Origin of the sequence: Citrobacter sp. Cpo012 (assembly GCF_030333015.1) — a bacterium.
GTDB classification, from domain to species: domain Bacteria; phylum Pseudomonadota; class Gammaproteobacteria; order Enterobacterales; family Enterobacteriaceae; genus Citrobacter; species Citrobacter portucalensis.
Map to the genome: position 1 here is coordinate 20,019 of NZ_JAOWGR010000037.1, position 21,305 is coordinate 41,323.

Annotated in this window: 23 protein-coding genes and 3 pseudogenes; 25 read left to right on the top strand and 1 reads right to left on the bottom strand. The window is 49.8% G+C overall.

The features are described from left to right. Positions 1-6: 6 nt before the first annotated feature. From OGX90_RS09925 to OGX90_RS10025, 22 genes and pseudogenes are all read left to right on the top strand, one after another. The gene (locus OGX90_RS09925; RefSeq protein WP_003826193.1) at positions 7-339 is read left to right on the top strand and encodes a head decoration protein; all 333 of its coding nucleotides are present in this window, start codon (positions 7-9) and stop codon (positions 337-339) included. 67 nt (positions 340-406) lie between these two features. Continuing rightward, positions 407-1,432, top strand: a complete 1,026-nt coding sequence (locus OGX90_RS09930) for a major capsid protein (protein ID WP_003034798.1) — start codon at positions 407-409, stop codon at positions 1,430-1,432. A gap of 45 nt (positions 1,433-1,477) precedes the next feature. Beyond that, complete coding sequence (gene gpFI, locus OGX90_RS09935; RefSeq protein WP_286623695.1) at positions 1,478-1,882, top strand: DNA-packaging protein FI; 405 nt, start codon at positions 1,478-1,480, stop codon at positions 1,880-1,882. A 12-nt stretch (positions 1,883-1,894) separates the two neighbouring features. Then, positions 1,895-2,248: a head-tail joining protein gene (locus OGX90_RS09940; RefSeq protein WP_286623697.1), complete on the top strand. Its 354-nt coding sequence runs from the start codon at positions 1,895-1,897 to the stop codon at positions 2,246-2,248. Positions 2,249-2,257: 9 nt separating this feature from the next. After that, the gene (locus tag OGX90_RS09945) at positions 2,258-2,812 is read left to right on the top strand and encodes a phage tail protein (protein WP_286623699.1); all 555 of its coding nucleotides are present in this window, start codon (positions 2,258-2,260) and stop codon (positions 2,810-2,812) included. Next, positions 2,809-3,207 carry a phage minor tail U family protein gene (locus OGX90_RS09950; protein ID WP_286623701.1) on the top strand — a complete coding sequence of 133 codons (399 nt, stop codon included), beginning with the start codon at positions 2,809-2,811 and terminating at the stop codon, positions 3,205-3,207. The genes OGX90_RS09945 and OGX90_RS09950 overlap by 4 nt, the downstream gene beginning before the upstream one ends. Positions 3,208-3,214: 7 nt before the next feature. Next, complete coding sequence (locus tag OGX90_RS09955; RefSeq protein ID WP_286623704.1) at positions 3,215-3,952, top strand: phage tail tube protein; 738 nt, start codon at positions 3,215-3,217, stop codon at positions 3,950-3,952. A gap of 36 nt (positions 3,953-3,988) precedes the next feature. Further along, positions 3,989-4,396, top strand: a complete 408-nt coding sequence (gpG, locus tag OGX90_RS09960; RefSeq protein ID WP_286623706.1) for a phage tail assembly chaperone G — start codon at positions 3,989-3,991, stop codon at positions 4,394-4,396. A 50-nt stretch (positions 4,397-4,446) separates the two neighbouring features. Then, the gene (locus tag OGX90_RS09965) at positions 4,447-4,725 is read left to right on the top strand and encodes a phage tail assembly protein T (RefSeq protein WP_286623708.1); all 279 of its coding nucleotides are present in this window, start codon (positions 4,447-4,449) and stop codon (positions 4,723-4,725) included. Next, positions 4,703-7,219, top strand: a complete 2,517-nt coding sequence (locus tag OGX90_RS09970; RefSeq protein WP_286623710.1) for a phage tail tape measure protein — start codon at positions 4,703-4,705, stop codon at positions 7,217-7,219. Before OGX90_RS09965 ends, OGX90_RS09970 begins: the two co-directional genes overlap by 23 nt. A gap of 3 nt (positions 7,220-7,222) precedes the next feature. Then, the gene (locus OGX90_RS09975) at positions 7,223-7,570 is read left to right on the top strand and encodes a phage tail protein (RefSeq protein WP_286623712.1); all 348 of its coding nucleotides are present in this window, start codon (positions 7,223-7,225) and stop codon (positions 7,568-7,570) included. Continuing rightward, positions 7,567-8,322 carry a phage minor tail protein L gene (locus tag OGX90_RS09980; protein WP_047411901.1) on the top strand — a complete coding sequence of 252 codons (756 nt, stop codon included), beginning with the start codon at positions 7,567-7,569 and terminating at the stop codon, positions 8,320-8,322. The genes OGX90_RS09975 and OGX90_RS09980 overlap by 4 nt, the downstream gene beginning before the upstream one ends. A gap of 1 nt (position 8,323) precedes the next feature. Beyond that, positions 8,324-9,034, top strand: a complete 711-nt coding sequence (locus OGX90_RS09985; RefSeq protein ID WP_047411899.1) for a C40 family peptidase — start codon at positions 8,324-8,326, stop codon at positions 9,032-9,034. A gap of 30 nt (positions 9,035-9,064) precedes the next feature. Continuing rightward, positions 9,065-9,406: a hypothetical protein gene (locus OGX90_RS09990; RefSeq protein WP_286623716.1), complete on the top strand. Its 342-nt coding sequence runs from the start codon at positions 9,065-9,067 to the stop codon at positions 9,404-9,406. A gap of 43 nt (positions 9,407-9,449) precedes the next feature. After that, entirely contained in the window at positions 9,450-10,055 is a 606-nt protein-coding gene (locus OGX90_RS09995; protein ID WP_286623718.1) for a tail assembly protein, read from the top strand. 54 nt (positions 10,056-10,109) lie between these two features. Then, positions 10,110-10,826 (top strand): YnfC family lipoprotein, encoded by a 717-nt coding sequence (locus OGX90_RS10000; protein ID WP_047411892.1) that lies wholly within the window; start codon positions 10,110-10,112, stop codon positions 10,824-10,826. A gap of 51 nt (positions 10,827-10,877) precedes the next feature. Next, positions 10,878-14,081 (top strand): TipJ family phage tail tip protein, encoded by a 3,204-nt coding sequence (locus OGX90_RS10005; protein ID WP_286623721.1) that lies wholly within the window; start codon positions 10,878-10,880, stop codon positions 14,079-14,081. 1 nt (position 14,082) lies between these two features. After that, a complete protein-coding gene (locus OGX90_RS10010; RefSeq protein WP_047411883.1) occupies positions 14,083-15,027 on the top strand; it encodes a DUF6453 family protein in 945 nt (314 codons plus the stop codon). A 9-nt stretch (positions 15,028-15,036) separates the two neighbouring features. After that, positions 15,037-16,404: a phage tail fiber protein gene (locus tag OGX90_RS10015; RefSeq protein ID WP_047411881.1), complete on the top strand. Its 1,368-nt coding sequence runs from the start codon at positions 15,037-15,039 to the stop codon at positions 16,402-16,404. Between the two features lie 78 nt (positions 16,405-16,482). Next, positions 16,483-16,710, top strand: a complete 228-nt coding sequence (locus OGX90_RS10020; protein WP_502872846.1) for a DNA polymerase V — start codon at positions 16,483-16,485, stop codon at positions 16,708-16,710. A gap of 21 nt (positions 16,711-16,731) precedes the next feature. After that, positions 16,732-16,875, top strand: a pseudogene (locus OGX90_RS23830) (HumD family translesion DNA polymerase); the annotation flags it as partial. Between the two features lie 485 nt (positions 16,876-17,360). Continuing rightward, positions 17,361-17,732, top strand: a complete 372-nt coding sequence (locus OGX90_RS10025; protein WP_174770379.1) for a hypothetical protein — start codon at positions 17,361-17,363, stop codon at positions 17,730-17,732. Between the two features lie 200 nt (positions 17,733-17,932). On the opposite strand, the gene OGX90_RS10030 is transcribed toward OGX90_RS10025, so the two are convergent. Beyond that, on the bottom strand, positions 17,933-18,604 hold the full coding sequence (locus OGX90_RS10030) for an SOS response-associated peptidase (protein ID WP_047411876.1): 672 nt from the start codon (positions 18,602-18,604) through the stop codon (positions 17,933-17,935). Positions 18,605-19,413: 809 nt separating this feature from the next. On the opposite strand from OGX90_RS10030, the gene OGX90_RS10035 reads away from it, so the two are divergent. The 3 genes and pseudogenes from OGX90_RS10035 to tnpA form a co-directional block, all read left to right on the top strand. After that, positions 19,414-19,758, top strand: a complete 345-nt coding sequence (locus OGX90_RS10035) for a hypothetical protein (RefSeq protein WP_146040267.1) — start codon at positions 19,414-19,416, stop codon at positions 19,756-19,758. A gap of 689 nt (positions 19,759-20,447) precedes the next feature. Further along, positions 20,448-20,615, top strand: a pseudogene (locus OGX90_RS10040) (isocitrate/isopropylmalate family dehydrogenase); the annotation flags it as partial. Between the two features lie 194 nt (positions 20,616-20,809). Then, positions 20,810-21,174: pseudogene (gene tnpA, locus OGX90_RS10045) on the top strand (IS200/IS605 family transposase); the annotation flags it as partial. Positions 21,175-21,305: the final 131 nt, after the last annotated feature.

Consider the following 21,305-nt stretch of genomic DNA (forward strand, 5'->3'; position numbering starts at 1 on the left):
GTCAACATGTCTAACACTGAACAATTTACGCACAATCAGCCCCTCGGGAACAGTGATCCGGCGCATACCGGTTTTGCACCTGGTGAACTGACGAAAGCAGTACCGGCGATGACGCCCCTGATGCTGGATGCCACTTCCGGCAAGCTGACCGTCTGGGATGGCCAGCATGCGGGGGCTGCCTGTGGCGTTCTGGCGGTGTCTGCCGACCAGAGCAGCACTGAGCTGGCATTCTATAAGTCCGGCTCTTTCCGTATTGAAGATGTGCTCTGGCCGGATGCGGTGACGGATGAACACATCAAACGCAACGCATTCGCAGGTACAGCCATCAGTATCGTCTGACATCCGACTTAACACTAACCATCATCCACAGAAGCCGCCATCGCGGCTTTTTTTACGGGAAACATCTATGTCAATTTACACAACGGCCCAACTGCTGGCGGTCAATGAGAAGAAATTCAAGTTCGACCCGCTTTTCCTGCGTATCTTCTTCCGTGAAAGCTACCCCTTCAGCACCGAGAAGGTGTATCTGTCGCAAATTCCGGGCATGGTCAACATGGCGCTGTATGTCTCGCCTGTTATTTCCGGCAAGGTTATCCGCTCCCGCGGCGGCGCAACGTCAGAGTTTACGCCGGGTTACGTCAAACCCAAGCACGAGGTAAACCCACAGATGACGCTGCGTCGCCTGCCGGATGAAGATCCGCAAAATCTGGCTGACCCGGCCTACCGCCGCCGTCGAATTATCCTGCAGAACATGAAGGATGAGGAGCTGGCGATTGCCCAGGTGGAAGAGAAACAGGCGGTGGCTGCTGTCCTCAACGGTAAATACACCATGACCGGCGAAGCGTTTGAACCGGTTGAGGTGGATATGGGACGCAGTGCCGGAAACAACATCATCCAGGCAGGTGCTGCGGCCTGGAGCACTCGCGACAAAGAAACCTATGACCCTACTGACGATATTGAAACCTATGCGCTGAACGCCAGCGGCGTGGTCAATATTATCGTCTTTGATCCTAAGGGCTGGGCGTTGTTCCGTTCATTCAAAGCGGTAAAAGAGAAGCTCGACACCCGTCGGGGTTCTAACTCTGAACTGGAAACGGCGCTGAAGGATCTGGGTGAAGCGGTCTCCTATAAGGGAATGTATGGTGATGTGGCCATTGTCGTCTATTCCGGGCAATACATTGAAGACGACACCAAAAAGAACTACCTGCCAGATTTGAGCATGGTGCTGGGTAATACCCAGGCCCGCGGCTTGCGCACCTACGGCTGCATTCAGGATGTGGATGCCCAGCGTGAAGGCATTAACGCTTCCACGCGTTATCCGAAAAACTGGGTACAGACAGGCGATCCGGCGCGTGAGTTCACCATGATCCAGTCTGCACCGCTGATGCTGCTGGCTGACCCGGATGCGTTTGTGTCAGTCAAACTCGCCTGATGTCTATTCTGTGGCCCTGCGGGGCCCTGTTCCGGAGTTGTTCTTATGACTGAAAAAGAAAAGTTGATTGCGCGACTTAATGAGCTTGGCGCGCAGCTTGGCCGGGAAGTGAATACCAGTGGCACCATTCAGGAGCTCTCTATGCGCATTGCAGAGCTGGAGGAAGAGCTGAATGACGGCACGGATACCGATAGTGTTGAAAATAGTGGCGTGAGTGATGGTAGTGCATCCACCGGCGCCACAGAACCCGTGCCGCCAGTGGATACTGTGTTAAGCGGCAGGGCAGATGACGCACTGATGGCCGTCGAAACGCTGGCCACGCTGCACATTGAGGCGCTGCACGCGACCCGCGATGAATGGGTATCTATTGTGGGGGCGGGGACCGTGATCCGCGTGACAGAAGCGGATGCGGACAGTCTGGTTGCACTCGGACTGGTCCGCGAGCACTAACAGGGGAGCTGTGTGGCTGATTTCGATAACCTTTTTGATGCTGCAATAATACAGGCCGATGACACTATTCGGCAGGTTATGGGGACTTCTGCAACGGTAACGTCCGGCGCGATTTCTGGCGTCACGTTGAGTGGTGTTTTCGATGATCCGGAAAATATCGGTTACGCCACACCCGGCATCCGTGTAGAGGGGACCAGCCCGTCGCTATTTGTGAAATCAGCAACGATTGGGCAGCTGGCGCGGCTGGATACGCTGGATATTAACGGAAAGCCTTTCTGGGTTGACCGTATTGGTCCTGATGACTGTGGCTCCTGCCATGTCTGGCTTGGTACGGGTGCTCCTCCTGCAACGACCCGGCGCCGTTAAGGGGAAACAATGTCTTTAAAAGGGCTTGAACAGGCTATAGCAAACCTGAACAGCATCAGCAAAACGGCGGTTCCGAGGGCCTCGTCGCAGGCTGTTAACCGTGTCGCCACCCGGGCAGTCAGCCGAAGCGTTGCTGTTGTCTCGAAAGATACGCGGGTGCCGCGCAAGCTGGTAAAACAACGTGCGAAGATAAAACGCGCCACGGTGAAAAAGCCGATGGCAATGATTCGCGTGAACCGGGGCAACCTGCCCGCGATAAAGCTGGGTACCGCCAGCGTACGGTTATCCCGCAGAAAACGGGACAAAAAAGGGGCCAATAGTGTGTTGCGTATTGGCCCTTTTCGTTTCCCCGGGGCCTTTATTCAACAACTGGAAAATGGCCGCTGGCATGTGATGCGACGGACATCCAGACCCCGCTACCCGATCGAAGTGGTCAGCATTCCACTGGCAGCGCCACTGACGACCGCATTTAAAGATGAGCTGCCGAAGCTAGTGGAATCGGATATGCCTAAAGAACTTCGGGCATCCCTTACAAACCAACTCAGGCTGATTCTGAAACGATGAAACACACTGATATTAGAAAGGCGATTATTGATGCGCTGGAGAGTCATATTGGTAAAGACGCGCTCTATTTTGACGGACGTCCAGCAGTACTGGAGGAGGGGGATTTTCCGGCGGTCGCTGTCTTCCTGACGGATGCCGGGTATACCGGCGAAGAACTGGATGCTGATATCTGGCAGGCCACGCTGCATATCGAAATCTTTTTACCAGCGCAGGTACCCGATTCCGGGCTCGATGACTGGATGGAGTCACGTATTTATCCGGTGCTTGGCAATGTGCTAGGACTTTCCACATTGATCACTAACATGGTGCAGCAGGGGTATGACTACCAGCGCGATGACGATCTTGGGCTGTGGAGTTCGGCTGATCTGAAATATTCCATTACCTACGAAATGTGAGGACGCAATGACAACACCAAACCCACTGGCGCCGGTAAAGGGTGCCACCACCACGCTCTGGGTTTATTCCGGATCGGGCAACCCGTTCGTCAACCCATTATCAGATATTGACTGGACGCGCCTGGCAAAGATTAAAGACCTGCAGCCCGGCGAACTGACTGCTGAATCAAACGATGATACCTATCTGGATGATGCTGATGCTGACTGGACGTCTACTTCACAGGGTCAGAAATCGGCGGGGGAGGCCAGTTTTACGCTGGCCTGGAAACCGGCGGAAAGTGGGCAACAGGATCTGGTTCGCTGGTTTGATGACGGTACCGTGCTGGCGTACAAAATTAAATACCCGAATGGTGCCGTTGATGTGTTCCGTGGCTGGGTAAGCAGCCTGGGTAAAACGGTGACGGCAAAAGACACCATTACGCGTTCTGTCAAAATCAGCAACAACGGCAAGCCAGGTCTTGCTGAATACAGCGCTGCTGCAGTGATTGACGTAACCGGCGTCAGCCTGGATAAATCGACCACCACCGTTGCGGCTGGTGCCACCACCACGCTGAATGTCACCGTGGCACCAGCCAGCGCGAGCGATCAATCTTTCCGGGCCACCACCACTGATGCAGGTAAAGCCACGGTAACTGTCGCCGGTACGGTGCTGACGGTAACCGGTATTGCCGCCGAAACCGCCGACATTATCGTGATGACCAACGACGGGCTGTTTGTCGCGACCTGTAAAGTCACCGTTTCCTGACCTACGGGGCTGTGGCCCCGCTTTCCGGAGTAACCCATGTTTTTAAAAAGTGAGCTGTTCGAACGTAACGGTAATACAGTCACGCTCTACGAACTTTCGGCGCTGCAGCGTATTGAGCATCTTGAACACCTGAAGTCGCTGGAAAGTATCACTGATGCCGACATGCAGGCGGCGATGGATATGACGATTAAATCCGGCGCACTGCTGGTGGCCATGTCTTTATGGCATGGCCACGCTCTGAAAGGGACGCACAAAACGCCGAAAGAAGACGTTGAGCAGATCCAGAATGAAGTGCTGATGACCTGGCCGCTGGAGATTGTTTCCGCTGCAGAGTACAGCGTAAAGCTGTTATCCGGCATGGTGCCTTTGCACGAAGTGAATGACCCAGAGGATGTCGTTGTGACTGAGCCAGTCAGTCTGGAAAAGTCCTCGCCAGTGAGCTGACATTCGTCCTGAAACTGGCGCGTGAATTTCGCCGCCCGGACTGGCGCGCCATGCTTGCTGGTATGTCGTCAACGGAATACGCCGACTGGCGAACGTTCTACCAGGACAATTTTTTTAATGATGCGCAACTGGATGCACATTTTTCCTCGCTGATGCATATCGTCATTACCGCGCTTGACCCCAAAACCACATCAACCCCTGCCAGCTTCAGCCTGCTTTCACCTTCTGCGGAGGATATTGCCGACGAGGAACCCGGTGACGCTGTGCTGATGGCAAAGGCCGAGGGCATTTCAGGAGGCGTTCGCTATGGCCCAGACGGCAGTGGGTGACCTGGTCGTTAACCTTGACGTTAATTCGTCAAAGTTCAACGAGCAGATGGAGTACGTAAAAAGGCAGTTTAAGCAGACGGGTGACGCAGCGAATGACTCGGCTCTGAAGGTGCAGCAGTCATTTACCCGCCAGGAGAGTGCCGCGAAGAAGGCCGGTATTTCTGTCGGCCAGTACAACGCGGCGATGCGTATGCTGCCTGCGCAGTTTACGGATATCGCCACCCAGCTGGCCGGTGGGCAGAGTCCGTGGCTTATCCTGCTGCAGCAGGGGGGGCAGGTGAAAGACTCCTTCGGCGGTATCATTCCGACCTTCCGGGCGCTGCTGGGCAACATATCGCCGGTGATGGTGGGTGTTGGCGCGCTGGCAGTCGCTACCGGCGCGATGGTGTACGCCTGGTATCAGGGCTCGTCCACGCTGTCTGATTTCAACAAAACGCTGGTTCTGTCCGGTAATACCGCCGGGCTGACCTCAAACCGCATGCTGGTGCTGGCGAAATCTGGCGAGCAGGCGGGACTCACGTTTAACCAGACCAGCAGTGCGCTGACGGAGCTGGTTAACGCCGGAGTGCGTGCCGGTGCCCGGTTCGATGAGATGAGTCAGGCGGTAGCGAAATTCACCGATGCGTCGGGTGTGCCGGTCGATAAGGTGGCGGCGGCATTCGGCAAACTGACGAACGATCCGACCTCTGGTCTGATTGCCATGGCGCAGCAGTTTCACAACGTCACAGCGGAACAGATTGCTTATGTGGCGCAGCTGCAGCGTGCCGGGGATGAAGCCGGGGCGCTGCAGGCAGCTAATGATGCGGCGACGAACGGTTTTCGTGAGCAGACAAAGAGTCTGCGCGACAATATGGGTTCGATTGAGTCTGCTGCCGACAGCCTGAAGCGTGCCTTTAAATCGATGTGGGATGCGGCGCTCGATATCGGGCGGCCTGACACCATGCAGGAGATGGTTGCCAAAGCGGAAGCGGCCTTTAAGCGGGCGGATGAAATCTGGAATCTGCGTAAAGGTGATGGTTATGTCAATGATGATGCGCGCGCCAGCTACTGGAACGATCGGGAATCTGCACGCCTTGCACTGGAAATGGCGCAGCAGCAGGCCAGTGTGGCAAAGACAACTGAGGATAACGCCGCACGCGAGGCGGTGATTGAATCTGACCGCCAGAAGTATGCCGCGCAGGCGCAGTCGAATTATGCAAAGACGCAGACTGCGCTGGAGAAGTACACGGCCCGTCAGAATGAACTGAACAAGGCGCTGAAAGACGGACGGATCCTCCAGGCTGACTACAACATCAATCTGGAAGCTGCGAAAAAAGAATACGTCGACTCGCTGAAGAAACCCAAAGCCCCTTCAGCGGTAAAAACACCTGCAGGTGTAAAAAGTGTCGATACTGCCAGCGCGCAGACGCTGGAGCTGGAGGCGCAGTTACGCACTTTGCAGGAGCATAAGAGCATCACGGATACCATCAGCCAGCAGCGGCAGGAATTGTGGAAACAGCAATCCCGCTTTTCGGTGCTGGAAGAGGCCGCCAAAAAGCGCGCACTGACCGCCGATGAAAAATCGGTGCTGGCGAACAAAGACGAGGTGCTGGCGCGGGCCGAAGTGAATGCCCGGTTGGGCGATCAGATTGTTGCCCAGGAACGGTTAAACCGCCTGCAGGACAGCTCGCAGAAGTACGTTACCCAGATTGGGGAGAAAACCCGAGCGCTGGTGGCCGGGAGCAGTATGAGCAGTCGCGGTGCACAGCGGCAAAACGAAGAGGCACAGCTGCGGCAGGGCTGGATGAATGCCGGGGGTACGGACACCGATCAGGGTTATCAGAACGAACTGGAAGCACTGAAGAAATATTATGCCGCACAGGACGAGCTCCGTGGTAACTGGCAGGCCGGGGCGAAATCAGCGTGGGCTGACTATGCCGATTCAGCGGCTGATGCCTATGGTTCGATGAAGTCCGCAGCTTCAGCCACATTCGATGGTATCAGCCAGAATATGGCCGATATGCTGACGACAGGGAAAGCAAATTGGGCAGATTTCACCCGTTCCACGTTGTCGATGTTGACGCAGATCCTGATGAAGCAGGCCATGGCCGGTCTGGTCAGTTCCGCCACGTCAGCGTTGGGTTTCGCTGGCGGTGGTTATACCGGATCCGGCGGCAAGTATGAGCCAGCAGGTGTGGTGCATCGTGGAGAGTTTGTCTTTACGCAGGAGGCCACTAACCGAATCGGTGTCGGCAACCTTTATCGTATGATGCGCGGCTATGCGACTGGTGGTCTGGTCGGGGGGAGTGGCGGTGGCGTTGCTTCTCCTTTTGGCGTCAGCGTGTATGCGCCGGTTTCGGTTACAACAGGCCAGGGGGATTCCGGTCAACAGAAAGGAAGCGGCGATGCGCTGGGGAAAGCCTATCAGCAGGTGATCAACAGCTCCATCAGGGAAGGTATCACCAGAGAAGTCCGGCCCGGTGGAATCATCTGGAATGCAACAAAACAGAGGTAAGCAATGGCGATCGAGCATTTTGCATGGCGGATTAAAGCATCCAGCCAGCCGACTCTGAAAAGTAAGGATACCATCCGTACAGCGCAGTTTGGTGATGGCTATAAGCAGGTGTCAGGTGCCGGGCTGAATGATGAAACGCTCAGTTATGAGTTTTCATTTACCGGCGAACCGGGAACCGTCAAGGATATCTATGCTTTCCTGCGGCGCCATAAGACGAAATCATTTTCGTTTACCCCGCCTGGAGGTGATCTTGCGCTGTGGCGCGTTGAGGCAGACAGCCTGCAGCGCGTCACCAAAAGTAAAACAGTGGAAACCGTTTCGGCCACGTTTGAACAGGCATTTGCACCATGAGCTTAAACAGTGATTACCAAAAACTTGAGCCGGGCAATGCTGTCCGGCTTTTTGATGTCGATGGCACCGCATTTGGTGTTTCCGATGTTCTTCGCTTCCACGCCCACAATGTTGCCCACACTGCCGATGAGATCGCTGCTGCTGGTGGAGATGAAAATAAGCTACCGGCGAAATCGATCTGGTGGCAAGGGCGGGAGTATAAAGCCTGGCCCTGCCAGATAGAGGGTATTGAGACGGCGACCGACGGGACCAATGCGCAGCCAACGCTCTCAGTCGCTAACCTGGATAGTTCCATTACGGCGCTGTGTCTTGCTTATGATGACCTGCTGCAGGCAAAGGTCACCATTCATGACACACTGGCGCAGTATCTGGATGCGAAAAACTATCCGGAGGGCAACCCGTCTGCGGATCCTCATCAGGAAAAGCTGAAGGTGTTTTACATTGACGCCAAGAGCACTGAAACCAACGAAGTGGTTGCGTTTACGTTATCCAGTCCAATGGACCTGCAGGGGCAGATGATCCCGACGCGCCAGCTACATTCTCTTTGTACCTGGTGTATCCGTAACAAATACCGCTCCGGTGATGGATGCGACTATGCCGGGACGCGTTATTTCGACAAGCACAACAACCCGGTTAACGATCCCTCGCTCGATGAATGCCCCGGTACACTCACTGCGTGCAAGTTGCGACATGGCGAGGGGAACGAGTTGCCGTTCGGCGGATTCCCTGGCACATCCCTGATCAGGAGCTGATATGCGTCAGAAAATTATCGATGCGATTATGGCGCATGCTGCTGTTGAATATCCGCGCGAATGCTGCGGCGTGGTGGTGCAAAAAAGCAGGGTGCAGCGGTATCTTCCCTGCCGTAATCTGGCGGCAGAACCGACGGAGCATTTTCATCTTTCACCGGAAGATTATGCCGCTGCCGAAGACTGGGGAACAGTGATTGCCATTGTCCATAGCCACCCGGATGCCACGACGCAGGCGAGCGAACTGGATAAGTCACAGTGTGACGCTACGTTACTTCCCTGGCATATCGTCAGCTGGCCGGAAGGGGATTTACGCACCATTCAGCCGCGCGGCGAGTTACCACTGCTGGAACGTCCGTTCGTGCTCGGCCATTTCGATTGCTGGGGGCTGGTGATGAGTTACTTCTGGCAGACGCATGGTATTGAACTGAAGGATTACCGCGTCGATTATCCCTGGTGGGAAGATAATTACCCTGAAAATTTTTACCACGATTGCTGGTATGAATGTGGCTTCCGTGAATTCAGCGGCGCACCGCAGCCAGGTGATATGGTCATCATGCAGGTCCAGGCTAATAAGTGGAACCATGCCGGGATCCTGTTAGAAGGTAACATGCTACTACATCACCTTTACGGGCATCTGAGCCAGCGGGTGCCTTACGGTGGCTACTGGCAGGAACGAACAATGAAGGTTCTACGGCATGAGGCTCTGTGCTAACCTTTTGCAAAACAAAAGGGGGATAGGGATATGAAAAAAGCATTATTGGCCTTTTCTTTGTTAATCATGGCTGGATGTTCGAGCATGCAGGATCTCCGGAAGGAGCCAGCGTCAAATTCTTATCAGTCGAAGAAACAAATTGATGAGGTGGCTGAATGCATACTCGGTGGCTGGCAAGAAGAAAGCCAAAAATATGGAAGCGTTTTTATTCAGCCTTATGACGGTGGTAAAACTGTTTTTACACAATCTCAACTTGAGATGGTTGATTTAATATCGGATGGCGGAGTTACCAAGATAGAATTTCGTCATCAAGGTGGCCTGTTTGCTTATCGAATCAACAGCCGGATTAAAGTAATAGAACGATGTATCTAACCAAGACTTAACCCGCTTCGGCGGGTTTTTTTGTGGTGAGAATATGAAAGAAATAATGACAACAATTCAGCTAGGCGGAGTGTTAGGAAAGACCTTCGGTAGAACCCATCAACGACTGATAGCGCGAACTGGTGAAGCAGCTATTGCTCTAAGTAAAACGTTACCCGGTTTCGAAAGTTTCATGATCAACAGTAAGCGTCGCGGGTTAACTTTCGCAGTGTTTAAAGGAAAAAGGAATATCGCAGCAGATGAGATGGGGTTTCCCTCTGAAGGTGACGTAGTAAGGATCATGCCTGTAATTATCGGTAGTAAACGCGCTGGTCTTTTTCAGACCATATTAGGAGCGGTTTTGATAACTGCGGCTGTCTTTGTTTCTGGCGGCGTTGGCGCTGCTTTCGCTGCTGGTGGCTTGACTGGGTTTGCAACTGCCACTGGTGCATCGTTGGTCCTCGGCGGGGTAATTCAGCTTCTTTCACCGCAGCCATCCGGCATAGCCAGCAAACAAGGTGCAGACAACCGGGCTTCGTATGCGTTCGGAGGAGTAACCAATACAGCGGCGCAGGGGTATCCAGTCCCTCTTTTATACGGTCGGCGACGTATTGGTGGCGCTATCATATCGGCAGGTATTTACGTTGAAGAACAGCAATAACCATGTTGTAATTACGCTATAGGTAATAAGCCTAATATCAAGGTGATAGGGTATATGAAAAAATTATATGTTTTGTTACTCAGTACGGTTTTGATTTCTGGGATGAGTCACGCCGAAAATGGTTATATCCCTGTATTATATAATCTATCAACTATGTTCGATTTTAATCCTGTTAAAGGACCAGTGAAATCACTTAGTACTATAATGGAGAGTAATGGTAAGGTTACTTATAAAGTATTATTAAAGCTAAATAAAAAAGGTTGTATTGAAAGCCTGAGCCTGGATAATATTTCAAATGGCTTTAAAACAGAACTTAATAATGATGGGGTAAATCTTGTAGGCAAGAGAGGTGAAAACCCGTACTTTGTTGGTCTAACGGAAGATTGTAATATTCTTTCTCAGAATGATAATGGTGAGGAAAGTACATTTTCCCTCACGGCAAGTGGAATGATTAAAGATACTTATTATTTAGGGCAAAAAATAGTAACGCATTTTTATGATGATAGTGATAATTTAATACGCTCTGAGTTTTATGGTTCAGGTAAAATTTTGTCCAGTAATGAAGTTACGTATTTAGATAAGAATGCTAAACCTCTTGACTACAAGATTATAAACGAAAGTAGCTATGCACAAGGATATACTGCTACAACAACTTGTAAATACAACGCGAAACTTGTTCCAGAGTTATGTAATCTGATAATACAGAATACAGGGAATCCGCTACCTAAACCGACAGTAATTACAGCACATACAAGCGTGGAATTTTATTAAATATCCACCTTCATACATACCGCCTACGGGCGGTTTTTTTATGGGCGCAATATGGCTACAGCAACCCCGATAAAAGGCCGCAAGGGCGGCAGTTCCAGTTCCCGAACCCCTACCGAACAGCCTGATGATCTGCAATCTGTAGCGAAGGCCAAAATCCTCGTTGCGCTTGGGGAAGGGGAATTTGCAGGGCAATTAACCAGAAAAAATATCTACCTGGACGGCACGGCGCTGGAAAACACCGATGGCTCCCAAAACTTTAGCGGCGTGACGTGGGAGTTTCGCGCGGGAACTCAGGCACAAAATTACATTCAGGGCATTCCCGGTACCGAAAACGAAATCAACGTTGGAACTGAAGTATCAAGCGCAACAGCCTGGACGCGTACCTTCACCAACACCCAACTATCAGCCGTTCGCCTGCGACTGAAATGGCCTTCTCTGTTTAAGCAAGAGGACAACGGCGATCTGGTAGGGTATTCCATCAATTATGCAATAGACCTGCAAACTGATGGTGGGACCTGGCAAACCGTTCTTAATACCAGCGTAACCGGCAAAACGACGTCTGGTTATGAGCGCAGCCACCGTATTGATTTACCGCAGGCTGGCAGCACCTGGACAATCCGACTGCGTAAGATTACCGCTGACGCAAACAGCGCCAAGATCGGCGACACGATGACGCTGCAAAGCTTCACGGAGGTGATTGATGCCAAGCTGCGCTATCCGAACACCGCGCTGCTGTACATCGAATTCGACTCAAGTCAGTTCAATGGTTCGATTCCACAGATATCCTGTGAACCACGTGGCCGAGTGATCCGAGTGCCTGATAACTATGACCCCGATACGCGGACTTATAGTGGTACATGGCAGGGCGCGTTTAAGTGGGCCTGGACCGATAACCCGGCGTGGATATTTTACGATCTGGTTATTACCGATCGCTTTGGTCTGGGTAATCGCCTGACTGCAGCCAACATCGATAAATGGACGTTGTACCAGGTATCGCAGTATTGCGATCAGCCGGTACCGGATGGAAAGGGTGGAAGCGGGACAGAACCACGCTATACCTGTAACGTCTATGTTCAGGAGAGGAATGACGCTTACACTGTGCTGCGTGACTTTGCGGCTATATTCCGGGGTATGACGTACTGGGGCGGCGATCAGATTGTTGCGCTTGCCGATATGCCGAGAGATGTGGATTACGCTTACACCCGCGCTAACGTTATCGACGGACGCTTTACCTATTCCAGCAGTACAAAAAAAACGCGGTATACCACAGCGCTGGTTTCCTGGTCTGATCCGGGTAACGCCTATGCGGATGCGATGGAGCCGGTATTTGAGCAGCCTCTGGTGGCCCGGTACGGATTTAATCAGTTGGAAATGACAGCCATCGGTTGCACCAGGCAGTCAGAGGCGAACCGTAAGGGGCGCTGGGGTATCCTCACCAACAATAAGGATCGTATTGTTTCGTTTGATGTTGGCCTGGACGGAAACATTCCGCAGCCGGGATACATCATCGCCGTGTCAGACGAGCTTCTGTCTGGCAAAGTTATGGGCGGCCGCATCAGTGCTGTTAACGGTCGCGTGATAAAACTTGACCGCGTAGCTGATGCAGCAGCAGGCGATCGCCTTATTCTCAATCTTCCCTCCGGTGCGTCACAGAGCAGGACTATTCAGGCGGTTAACGGGGAGTCAGTCACAGTCACCACGGCATACAGTGAGACACCACAGGCCGAAGCTGTATGGGTGGTTGAGTCAGACGAGCTCTACGCCCAGCAGTATCGAGTTGTCAGCGTCTCCGATAATGATGATGGCACTTTCTCAATTACCGGCGCATGGCATGACCCGGATAAATATGCCCGTATCGATACCGGAGCCATCATTGACCAGCGGCCGGTGAGTGTGATCCCGCCGGGTAACCAGTCGCCGCCGGCTAACATTGTGATCAGCTCGTTTTCAGTGGTGCAGCAGAATATCAGCGTCGAAACCATGCGGGTGAGCTGGGATCAGGCGCAGAATGCCATCGCCTATGAGGCACAGTGGCGCCGCAATGACGGTAACTGGGTAAATGTGCCGCGCAGCTCCACCACGTCATTCGATGTTCCGGGCATTTACGCAGGGCGCTACCTCGTGCGTGTGCGTGCCATTAATGCCGCTGAAATTTCCTCTGGCTGGGGCTATTCCGAAGAGAAAACGCTGACGGGCAAGGTGGGAAATCCACCGAGACCTGTCGGCTTTGCGACAACGCCGATCAACTGGGGGATTCGCCTCAACTGGGGATTCCCGGCTAACACCGGGGACACGCTGAAAACGGAAATTCAGTACACCGCGAACAGTGATTTCTCTAATCCTCTTTTGCTGTCGGATGTGCCTTATCCGTCTGCCGAATATATCCAACTGGGTCTGAAAGCGGGGCAGGAATTCTGGTTCCGCGCGCAACTGGTTGACAGAACGGGTAATGAATCAGGCTGGACCGACTGGGTTCGTGGCGAATCCAATGCGAATGCTGATGATTACCTGGGTGATATTGCTGATGATTTCCTGACGTCTGCCGATGGTGACCGCCTGACAGGCGACATTGATACCAATCTGGAAGCTGCGTTGCAGAATGCGCTGGCCAACCATGGAACGGTGGAACACCAGTGGGCGCAGTACGGCGAAGTGCGCGCGGATATTCTGGTGGTTAAAACGACCATTGCAGATGTTGATAAAGCGATGGCTGAAATGTCCACGCAGGTGCAGGCGCAGTTCAATGATGTGACTGCAGCGCTGGAAGATAAGCTCACCGCCGTAGTTGATGCTACAGGAGCCTCTGCAATTTACACCCTCAAAACTGGAGTCCGGATTAACGGTGTGATGTATAACGCCGGAATGTCGATTGCAGTGCTGGCGGAAGCGGGTAAGCCGGTAGTCACGCGCGTCGGGTTTAACGCCAATCAGTTCGTCCTGATGAGTGGCAGCGGTGATACGCAATATTCACCGTTTGCGGTGGTCAGTGGTCAGGTATTTATCAGCGATGCGTTTATTCAGAATGGCAGCATTACCAATGCCAAAATTGGTAATTTTATCCAGTCGAACAACTTCGTTGCGGGCTCAACTGGCTGGCGCATTGATAAAAATGGAAACGCTGAATTGCATGGCAAACTTTACGCTGACAGCGGCCAGTTTGCATTTAACGGTACCAATAACACCGTCGTCATCAACGGGAATGGGCTGACGGTTAATTTGTCCGATGGTGGTCGGGTTGTAGTCGGGAGGTGGTGATATGCCGGAAGGGATATTAATCGACTATAACGATGGTCGCCCGGCAATGGCAATTACTGCGGGGCTGCGAGCACCCAGTTTTTGTACATCGTTCTCGGGCTGGTCATCCCAGTTCATGCAGTACCCTGTCAATACACCGCTTGTTCCTGGCTCACAGGTTATCGTTGTGCCAACTAATCCCATTTACATCTATTCCTTTGCTGAATTTGATGTGGCCATTATGAGCAGCGTAACCCGAAACGGTGATTCCGGGGTAATTATCGGGGCTGAGACAATCGGTGGAAAAAGTCTTGTCCCTGACTGGTCTGGCTACGTCATGGAGCTGCTGCCTGCGGCGACTTATAACGAAGGATTACTGGTTTCAAACTCGACTGACTTCACCGCTATATCCAACCAGGCCGCGCTGATGACCTGCACTTATTCAGGACGCATTACGGTTAACGGCAGTGCACCGCTTCCGGTGAGCGGTATTCCTTTCGGTAAATGGGATAACCCGAATGTGTCAGTGGGCTTTGATGGCGGCAATATCATCGTGCGCGACATTTCCTACACAGGGCGGGACGATGTGGCCGGAACGGCGACGATTGACCTGGTGATATTCAATCAGTCCGCACCTGTCGGTGGCGACGGTATCACGATGACCAACGCCGCCGGCCAGGTGACGTTCTCCACGCTGAAACGCCCCTTTGTGTATGACCGTCAAATCCAGATCACCGATGCCTTCCAGGATATTGGCGGTGGGTTCAGCCAGATAGTCTATACCGGCGTTCAGGTGCGTATGAGCGGTGGATGGGGAAATATCAGAACTAAAGGCGTGGTTATGTCAGGCGGCAGCGTCAGGTCAGCCTACAACAAAGTGTTCGCAAACCGTAACTCCGGTTCATGGGATATGACGAGAAACAGAAATATCGCCATGCCAATTCTTATTCTTCCGAACATGTACTGAGGAAAAACTATGTCAGCAGGAACATTAACCCTGACGAATAACGACCGTTATGTTACTGGCACAAATACGACGTTTACGACAGATTTAAAAGCCGGGGATTTCATTGTCTCGGTGGTGGGTGGCGTCACGTATACGTTACCAGTAGAAACCATTGATGATAATGCGGGCCTTGCTCTCGTCAGTCCTTACACGGGGCCAACTCAAAGTGGGCTAGCCTGGTATGCAGTTCCACGGCTGGCAATGAACCTGGTTACCTCAGCTCTGGTTACACAGAGTGCTGAAGCCCTGCGCGGGCTGAATTACGACAAACAGAACTGGCAGCAGCTTTTTTCTGGTACCGGAGATGTGACAGTAAAACTTCCCGATGGCAGTTCTTTTACCGGACCTGCATGGGGGGGGATAACCGCGACACTGAGTAACATTTCTCAGGCTCTGCAAGGGAAAGCCGGGAGCGGAGCAAACTCCGATATAACCAGCATAACAGGACTAACCACACCGCTGAGCCTGAAGCAGGGGGGGACGGGCTCAGATAATGCTGCAGGATCAAGGGTAAATTTAGAGGCAGCAAGTATCTGGAACTCATTCTCATCGAACATTATTAACAAAAACATTCAGAATTACCCACCCAGGACGGGCTACTGGCAGGCTGTCGATAATCAGTGGACACCTAAACTATATGGCGGAGTACTGTGTTTCAACAATTCAGGAAATGAGAAGAACGATTTTGTGGAAGGCCAGGTATCCAGATGGATGTTTATTTCTGACGATAATAAAATGTACCTCAGAATGACATATACAGCGTCGGGTCAAACTGTTGACACGCCATGGATTGCACAGTGGGGACAGGCAAACACTACAATTGATGCAAACGGGGCTCTGAAACCGGCATCACCGATAGTTAAAATATTTGGTAACGGGTCCGTGGAACTCAATGATGAGTCAGAAGGCGTTACCGTAAAACGCGTGTCAACCGGCGTGTATTTACTCTCTGGTGTTGTTGGGCTTAACGCAGATCCGCTCTGGGGGGGGATTTATGGTGGTGTAGTGATACCGACAGATATCAATAACCAACCGCTTATCTGGGCTGATTTTAGTTTGGAGCCAGACGGCGATATAGTGCTGAAAACGTATCACCGGACCCACCCCGGCGCGCCGGAATTCGCGCGAAACCTGATTGGCAAAAAGAATAACGATGGTTCGTTTACTGAAACGGTGCGGGATGGCGAGCCGGTTGATATTCCTGCAGGTCGATGGGTTGATGTGCGCGTTCAGATGCCGGAGGACAGTCTCTGGAATCAGAAACAACTGGTAATACGGGAGGCCATGGAAAAAGCTGAACGGGAGCGTCAGCAAAATCAGCAGGATATCCAGCAGTAATTATTGGTAGCATTTTCCTACATTGATCTAACCCAAATGAAACACTACTGTATATCAATACAGGTTTTTTTTGGGGTTATGACGATGCCACGCTTCTACGAAATTGAGACAGCTTTCCGCTCTGCGATTGTCAGGGAACCCAGTGGCCGTAGCACGGTCACGACCAGGGATTTTGTCCGGGAACTGAAAAAGGTGAACTGGGACTTCTCACTTAAAGATGCTAATGCGTGGATCGAATCCAGCGTTAGCACCTTTAAAGATATATCTTCAGTAGAAGGGGAAGAGCGCACTTTCATGCTTTTTTAACCCAAATGGGGGGCTTTAGCCATGGGCTTTCCTTCACCTGCCAGTGATTACGTTGAAACAAGGATTTCCCTCGATCAGCAGCTTATCAGCCAGCCAGCAGCGACTTATTTCATGCGGGCATCGCGTTCACATTTCAGGGAAGGGATAATTCAGAGGGCAATACTTTTTTTATGTGCATGGTAAACAGATAAATGATGAAGTATATGCATTGCTTAGTCAGAATTTAACTTTTAGCAAGTACACCCTGTACAAAATTTAAGAAAGTTAAGTGGATGTAAAGAGTATGGTAGTGTTTTTGGTAAAAAGAAGATTTATTTAACTAGTACTTGCTGAATGTGAAATATATTCAGGTTGATTATTTTTAGAGACATTTTATTTGATTTTTTGATGTGATAAAGTTGAGTTCCTTTTGAAAGTTTAATATTTCAGGTGAGCATTGATGGAAATTTATACTTCCGGTGGGTTGCTCAATAGGAATTGTAGGGCACTATGTGTTATAGCCATTCATGTAAAAGAGCATTAATTAGTTTGAAAAAAGGAATATGTGGATTTGTATTGAAAGTTAGCAACGATTCATGGCACTCCAGAAATTAAGTGCAAACCTCAAGGAAGTTGCATCATAAAAGCTCAAGTATGTAAGGTCTAACCAAATGAAAAAATTCATAGTTTTGTCGATACTAATTGCGTCAGTATCAGTTTCGGCTGCTGAGCCTACGGTCAAATCAATGGCGCATGCCACGTATCTGTGTGGTAGTAATGGGCTTGTGATCAAGACTGCTGGATTGGCTGCACAAATAGGGGGGGATGAGGGATACAAATTACAGTCTAGTGAAAACGTGCCTGCTACAGATGAAGCACCAGGTTATCTGTCAGTACAGTATGCTAGGTCAGCCCCAACGTCAGCCAACGCTGATTGGTTTGCACTAACACTCACAAAGCATAGTGAGTTTATCGCTCTCACTTATGTTAACCAAGAAAAGAAAGTCGAGTTGGTTGGTATGTCCTGCCAGATTGTGGAGTAATTTGTTCTTTATTTCGTTTTCAATTTAGGACAGGAACATCTACCAGGGTGGGGTCAGTTCACGCTTGATAGCCACTGCTACATCAAATTAGTTGCAGATAGTTGATCAGTACAATTCAGGTTTGAAGTAGGACGTTTAAATCATCAACATTTGCGCCCACTCCTTGCTCAAAGCCGCTATTTTCTCACCTCCCAAGGACATCAACGGATAGAGTCTATTAACTCTGGTCCTTGATTCTTTACATTCCCGACGCCACGCGTTACGGCATGCCATATAAATTTATCAGCCGGCACGGAACCGTCGGCCGCAATTTCCGCAGCTTCTTTCCCTCCGATGTCCTGTCTCATCCATTCGCGAGCGGCTTCTGGTGACAGTACCAGAGGCCGCCTGTCGTGAATATCTACCAATCCTTTGTCGGCCGCAGCTGTCACTATCAGGAAACCTTCTGCTTCATCTCCACGTTCGAATGGTGTGCTGCCGATCGCCGCCATGAATATCGGCTGACCATCGGCCCGGTGAATAAAATAGGGTTGTTTCTTGTCGCCTTCCTTTTTCCATTCAAACCATCCATCAGCAAAGCAAATTGCGCGACCATGTTGCCAGAGTGGTTTAAACATTCTGCTGGTGGCCGCAGTTTCAGAGCGTGCGTTAATTAGCGGTGGTTTATCCCACCACCCAGGGGCGTATCCCCAGATAACTGGATCAAGATGCAAGTGTTCATCACGTTCGCTCAGTAGCAGAACTTTGGTGCCTGGTGCCACGTTAAAACGACCGATTGGTTCGGGATCATATGGTATGTCGAGTTCGGCCTCATCAGCGAGTAGGGCGAGATAATCTTCACGCGTCATTGATTGAACGAAACGTCCACACATAGAAATCTCCAGCCATATGTCAGACTGAAAGTATAGGGCAGGAAGAAAAAGTGGTGCGCACCGGTAATGATTTAAAAGGAGCCTGTAAGGTAAATCGGAATGATGGTTTTGGGAATTGATGAATTCCGAAAGTGAAAAGGTTACTTAATCATTGTGTGGTAGCGATCCGGGGGTAACATTTGACGGGATTATTCCCCCGTAATTCCCCGTTGCTTCCCCGTTCAGAAAACAGGCATAAAAAAAACAGCCGTAACAGGCTGGTTCTTAGAGGATTTTTGGTCGGCACGAGAGGATTTGAACCTCCGAGCCCCGACACCCCATGACGCCTTAAAATTGCTTTAAGCCGCGTCATTTCTGGTCTTAGTTGACATTCGTATGTATAAACAATTTTTTTTGACAAAATCCGCATTATATATCAATGAGCTAGGGGAAATTTATCCCCATGATATTGAACTACTACCACATGCTTGATCTGTTAGCTTTCTAGGGTGGAAATCAGTTACAGGTAATGAGAAGCGGAAATTGTTTTTGAAAGATGACTACTAAATAGCCCTATAGGCTAAATTGTAATGATAACCATAACCACAAAATTCCCTACCCATAGAGGAGGGGATCTTCGAGTGAGCCAGAATAATTATTCAAGAGGTTTTAAATCTGTAGTCGTTTTTGCTGGTAACTATAATTTTGATGTATGAAATATTTTTTTGAATCAGATATAAATATACTATCTAGTATAATTTAGATAAAATGTCTTGTGCATATGTTGCAAATAAAATATATAAGATAATTTTAAATGGGTGGTTTTCAAATTGTTATATTATAAAGAAATTAATGCACAAGATGTAAAAAAGAATGATGTGTTGTTACAGGGTGAGAAACAAATAATAATCACAAGTGACGCTGTTCAGGAAAACATCAACGACGAGGTAGTTGTAAATTTAGAGTACAATCACTCAATTGACATGCAATTCAATATCGACCAAAAAGTGAAAGTAGTAGACTTTGCTTATGCAGAGAGAAAAAAGCAGATTGTAAAGGAAAAAAATAAAGATATATTATCTAACATTGGTGCTTTTATAGGCACAGGGTTGATGTTGATATGTGGTCTTGTTTTTATAATTTGGTTGGTAAAAACGATATGGTATCTAGTGTAGATATCCACATAGCCACAGCTTTATAGGCTTTATATCAATTATTAAGTAATTGCCTGCGTGGTTGAGCATTACACTTGGTAAAGATAAACGTGTTAGCTACGTTATAGTGATTATCGTCAATCGTCCGCTTCAACTCATCCCCGATCGGGATTGCCACATGACGGGGATAAGCATGTATGATACAAAATCGTGGTAGGTGACTGAAGTAAATGCTCTTATCCACAATAAAATAGTCTTATGAGGTTTAATATAGCGACTGACTATGCAAAGATTGTTAGAGAATAAGCAGTACAAAATGCTATAAGAGATGAGTTTCTTGAGTTTATGAAAGCAAGAAGGTTAGAAAGAAACGAACAAAATGCACACGTTTTTGCGTTATATTCTTAAGAAGTCTTCGCCATTACGGAATGACGCTATCTGTAAGCTTTTATTTTGTATGATGCTGAATTGTAAGTTATTGACGAAGAAAATCAATCTACTGATAAGTATGCAAAATACAACTGATTTAAAATCCCTTTGTCGTGAAGTTGCAGATAGATGCAGGTAGTTTTTCCCTTCTAAACGGTTATCAAAACCAAAAAACTTATATGGATAATCAATAGGTTGGGTGAAAGCTTATAAACATTTTATTTACACAAAATTCTGGTTAAATTGTCTTTTTATCAATTGGTTATGTTTAAATCATCTAACTACTGTTACGCCACATGGGTTGGGTAGAAGCGGCTGACCTGATTGTTAAAGGTATGGAAGGCGCGATTAACGCGAAAACCGTAACCTATGACTTCGAACGTCTGATGGACGGCGCTAAACTGCTGAAATGCTCAGAGTTTGGTGACGCGATCATCGAAAACATGTAATCCAGATCTTGGGTTGTATGAGAACGGGACCCGAGAGGTTCCCGTTTTTTTGTGCACAGAAAACCCCCCAGCTAGGCTGGGGGGCCGGAAAGCTTTCAGCTTTGGGCCAGTTATTAAAACCCCTTTTGATTTGTTAAAACACCTTGCGGTCTGGCAACAGCAAGGGTTAAACAAGAAATCAAAAGAGGGTCCCAATGGGAGACGAAAAGAACTTAATGCACACCCGATGGAACTGTAAATATCACATAGTTTTTGGGCCCAAATACCGAAGACAAGCATTCTACGGGGAGAAAGGTAGGGCGATAGGCAGCATCTTAAGAAAGCTGTGTGAGTGAAAAACGTGCGGATCCTGGAATAGGAGTGCTGTGCAGATCGTATCCATATGCTTATGGAAATCCTGCCCAAAATGAGCGTAGCCGGCTTTATGGGGTATCTGAAAGGGAAAAGCAGTCTGATGTTGTATGAGCAGTTTGGTGATATGAAGTTTAAATACAGGAACAGGGAGTTCTGGTGCAGAGGTTACTACGTCGACATGGTAGGTAAGAAAACGGCGAAGATAACTACCTGCAGGAGTACATCAGGACGCAATGCCTGAATTAACTGAGCCAGCTTAATTGCGGATTTCATATACCTGGGTGTCCAATCAATTAAGCACAGTACAATGACATAATCATGCGTTATGTCGCCGCA

Excerpts from the sequence above, each read along its gene's own strand:
- OGX90_RS10005 (WP_286623721.1), top strand. The coding sequence starts at position 10,878 with ATGGCTACAGCAACCCCGATAAAAGGCCGCAAGGGCGGCAGTTCCAGT.
- OGX90_RS09980 (WP_047411901.1), top strand. The coding sequence starts at position 7,567 with ATGAGCTTAAACAGTGATTACCAAAAACTTGAGCCGGGCAATGCTGTC.
- OGX90_RS10010 (WP_047411883.1), top strand. The coding sequence starts at position 14,083 with ATGCCGGAAGGGATATTAATCGACTATAACGATGGTCGCCCGGCAATG.
- OGX90_RS09995 (WP_286623718.1), top strand. The coding sequence starts at position 9,450 with ATGAAAGAAATAATGACAACAATTCAGCTAGGCGGAGTGTTAGGAAAG.
- OGX90_RS10030 (WP_047411876.1), bottom strand. The coding sequence starts at position 18,604 with ATGTGTGGACGTTTCGTTCAATCAATGACGCGTGAAGATTATCTCGCC.
- OGX90_RS09970 (WP_286623710.1), top strand. The coding sequence starts at position 4,703 with ATGGCCCAGACGGCAGTGGGTGACCTGGTCGTTAACCTTGACGTTAAT.
- OGX90_RS09985 (WP_047411899.1), top strand. The coding sequence starts at position 8,324 with ATGCGTCAGAAAATTATCGATGCGATTATGGCGCATGCTGCTGTTGAA.
- OGX90_RS09965 (WP_286623708.1), top strand. The coding sequence starts at position 4,447 with ATGCTTGCTGGTATGTCGTCAACGGAATACGCCGACTGGCGAACGTTC.
- OGX90_RS09925 (WP_003826193.1), top strand. The coding sequence starts at position 7 with ATGTCTAACACTGAACAATTTACGCACAATCAGCCCCTCGGGAACAGT.
- OGX90_RS09975 (WP_286623712.1), top strand. The coding sequence starts at position 7,223 with ATGGCGATCGAGCATTTTGCATGGCGGATTAAAGCATCCAGCCAGCCG.
- OGX90_RS09955 (WP_286623704.1), top strand. The coding sequence starts at position 3,215 with ATGACAACACCAAACCCACTGGCGCCGGTAAAGGGTGCCACCACCACG.
- gpFI (WP_286623695.1), top strand. The coding sequence starts at position 1,478 with ATGACTGAAAAAGAAAAGTTGATTGCGCGACTTAATGAGCTTGGCGCG.
- OGX90_RS10020 (WP_502872846.1), top strand. The coding sequence starts at position 16,483 with ATGACGATGCCACGCTTCTACGAAATTGAGACAGCTTTCCGCTCTGCG.
- OGX90_RS09945 (WP_286623699.1), top strand. The coding sequence starts at position 2,258 with ATGTCTTTAAAAGGGCTTGAACAGGCTATAGCAAACCTGAACAGCATC.
- OGX90_RS10000 (WP_047411892.1), top strand. The coding sequence starts at position 10,110 with ATGAAAAAATTATATGTTTTGTTACTCAGTACGGTTTTGATTTCTGGG.
- OGX90_RS10025 (WP_174770379.1), top strand. The coding sequence starts at position 17,361 with ATGAAAAAATTCATAGTTTTGTCGATACTAATTGCGTCAGTATCAGTT.
- OGX90_RS09930 (WP_003034798.1), top strand. The coding sequence starts at position 407 with ATGTCAATTTACACAACGGCCCAACTGCTGGCGGTCAATGAGAAGAAA.
- OGX90_RS10015 (WP_047411881.1), top strand. The coding sequence starts at position 15,037 with ATGTCAGCAGGAACATTAACCCTGACGAATAACGACCGTTATGTTACT.
- gpG (WP_286623706.1), top strand. The coding sequence starts at position 3,989 with ATGTTTTTAAAAAGTGAGCTGTTCGAACGTAACGGTAATACAGTCACG.
- OGX90_RS09990 (WP_286623716.1), top strand. The coding sequence starts at position 9,065 with ATGAAAAAAGCATTATTGGCCTTTTCTTTGTTAATCATGGCTGGATGT.
- OGX90_RS09950 (WP_286623701.1), top strand. The coding sequence starts at position 2,809 with ATGAAACACACTGATATTAGAAAGGCGATTATTGATGCGCTGGAGAGT.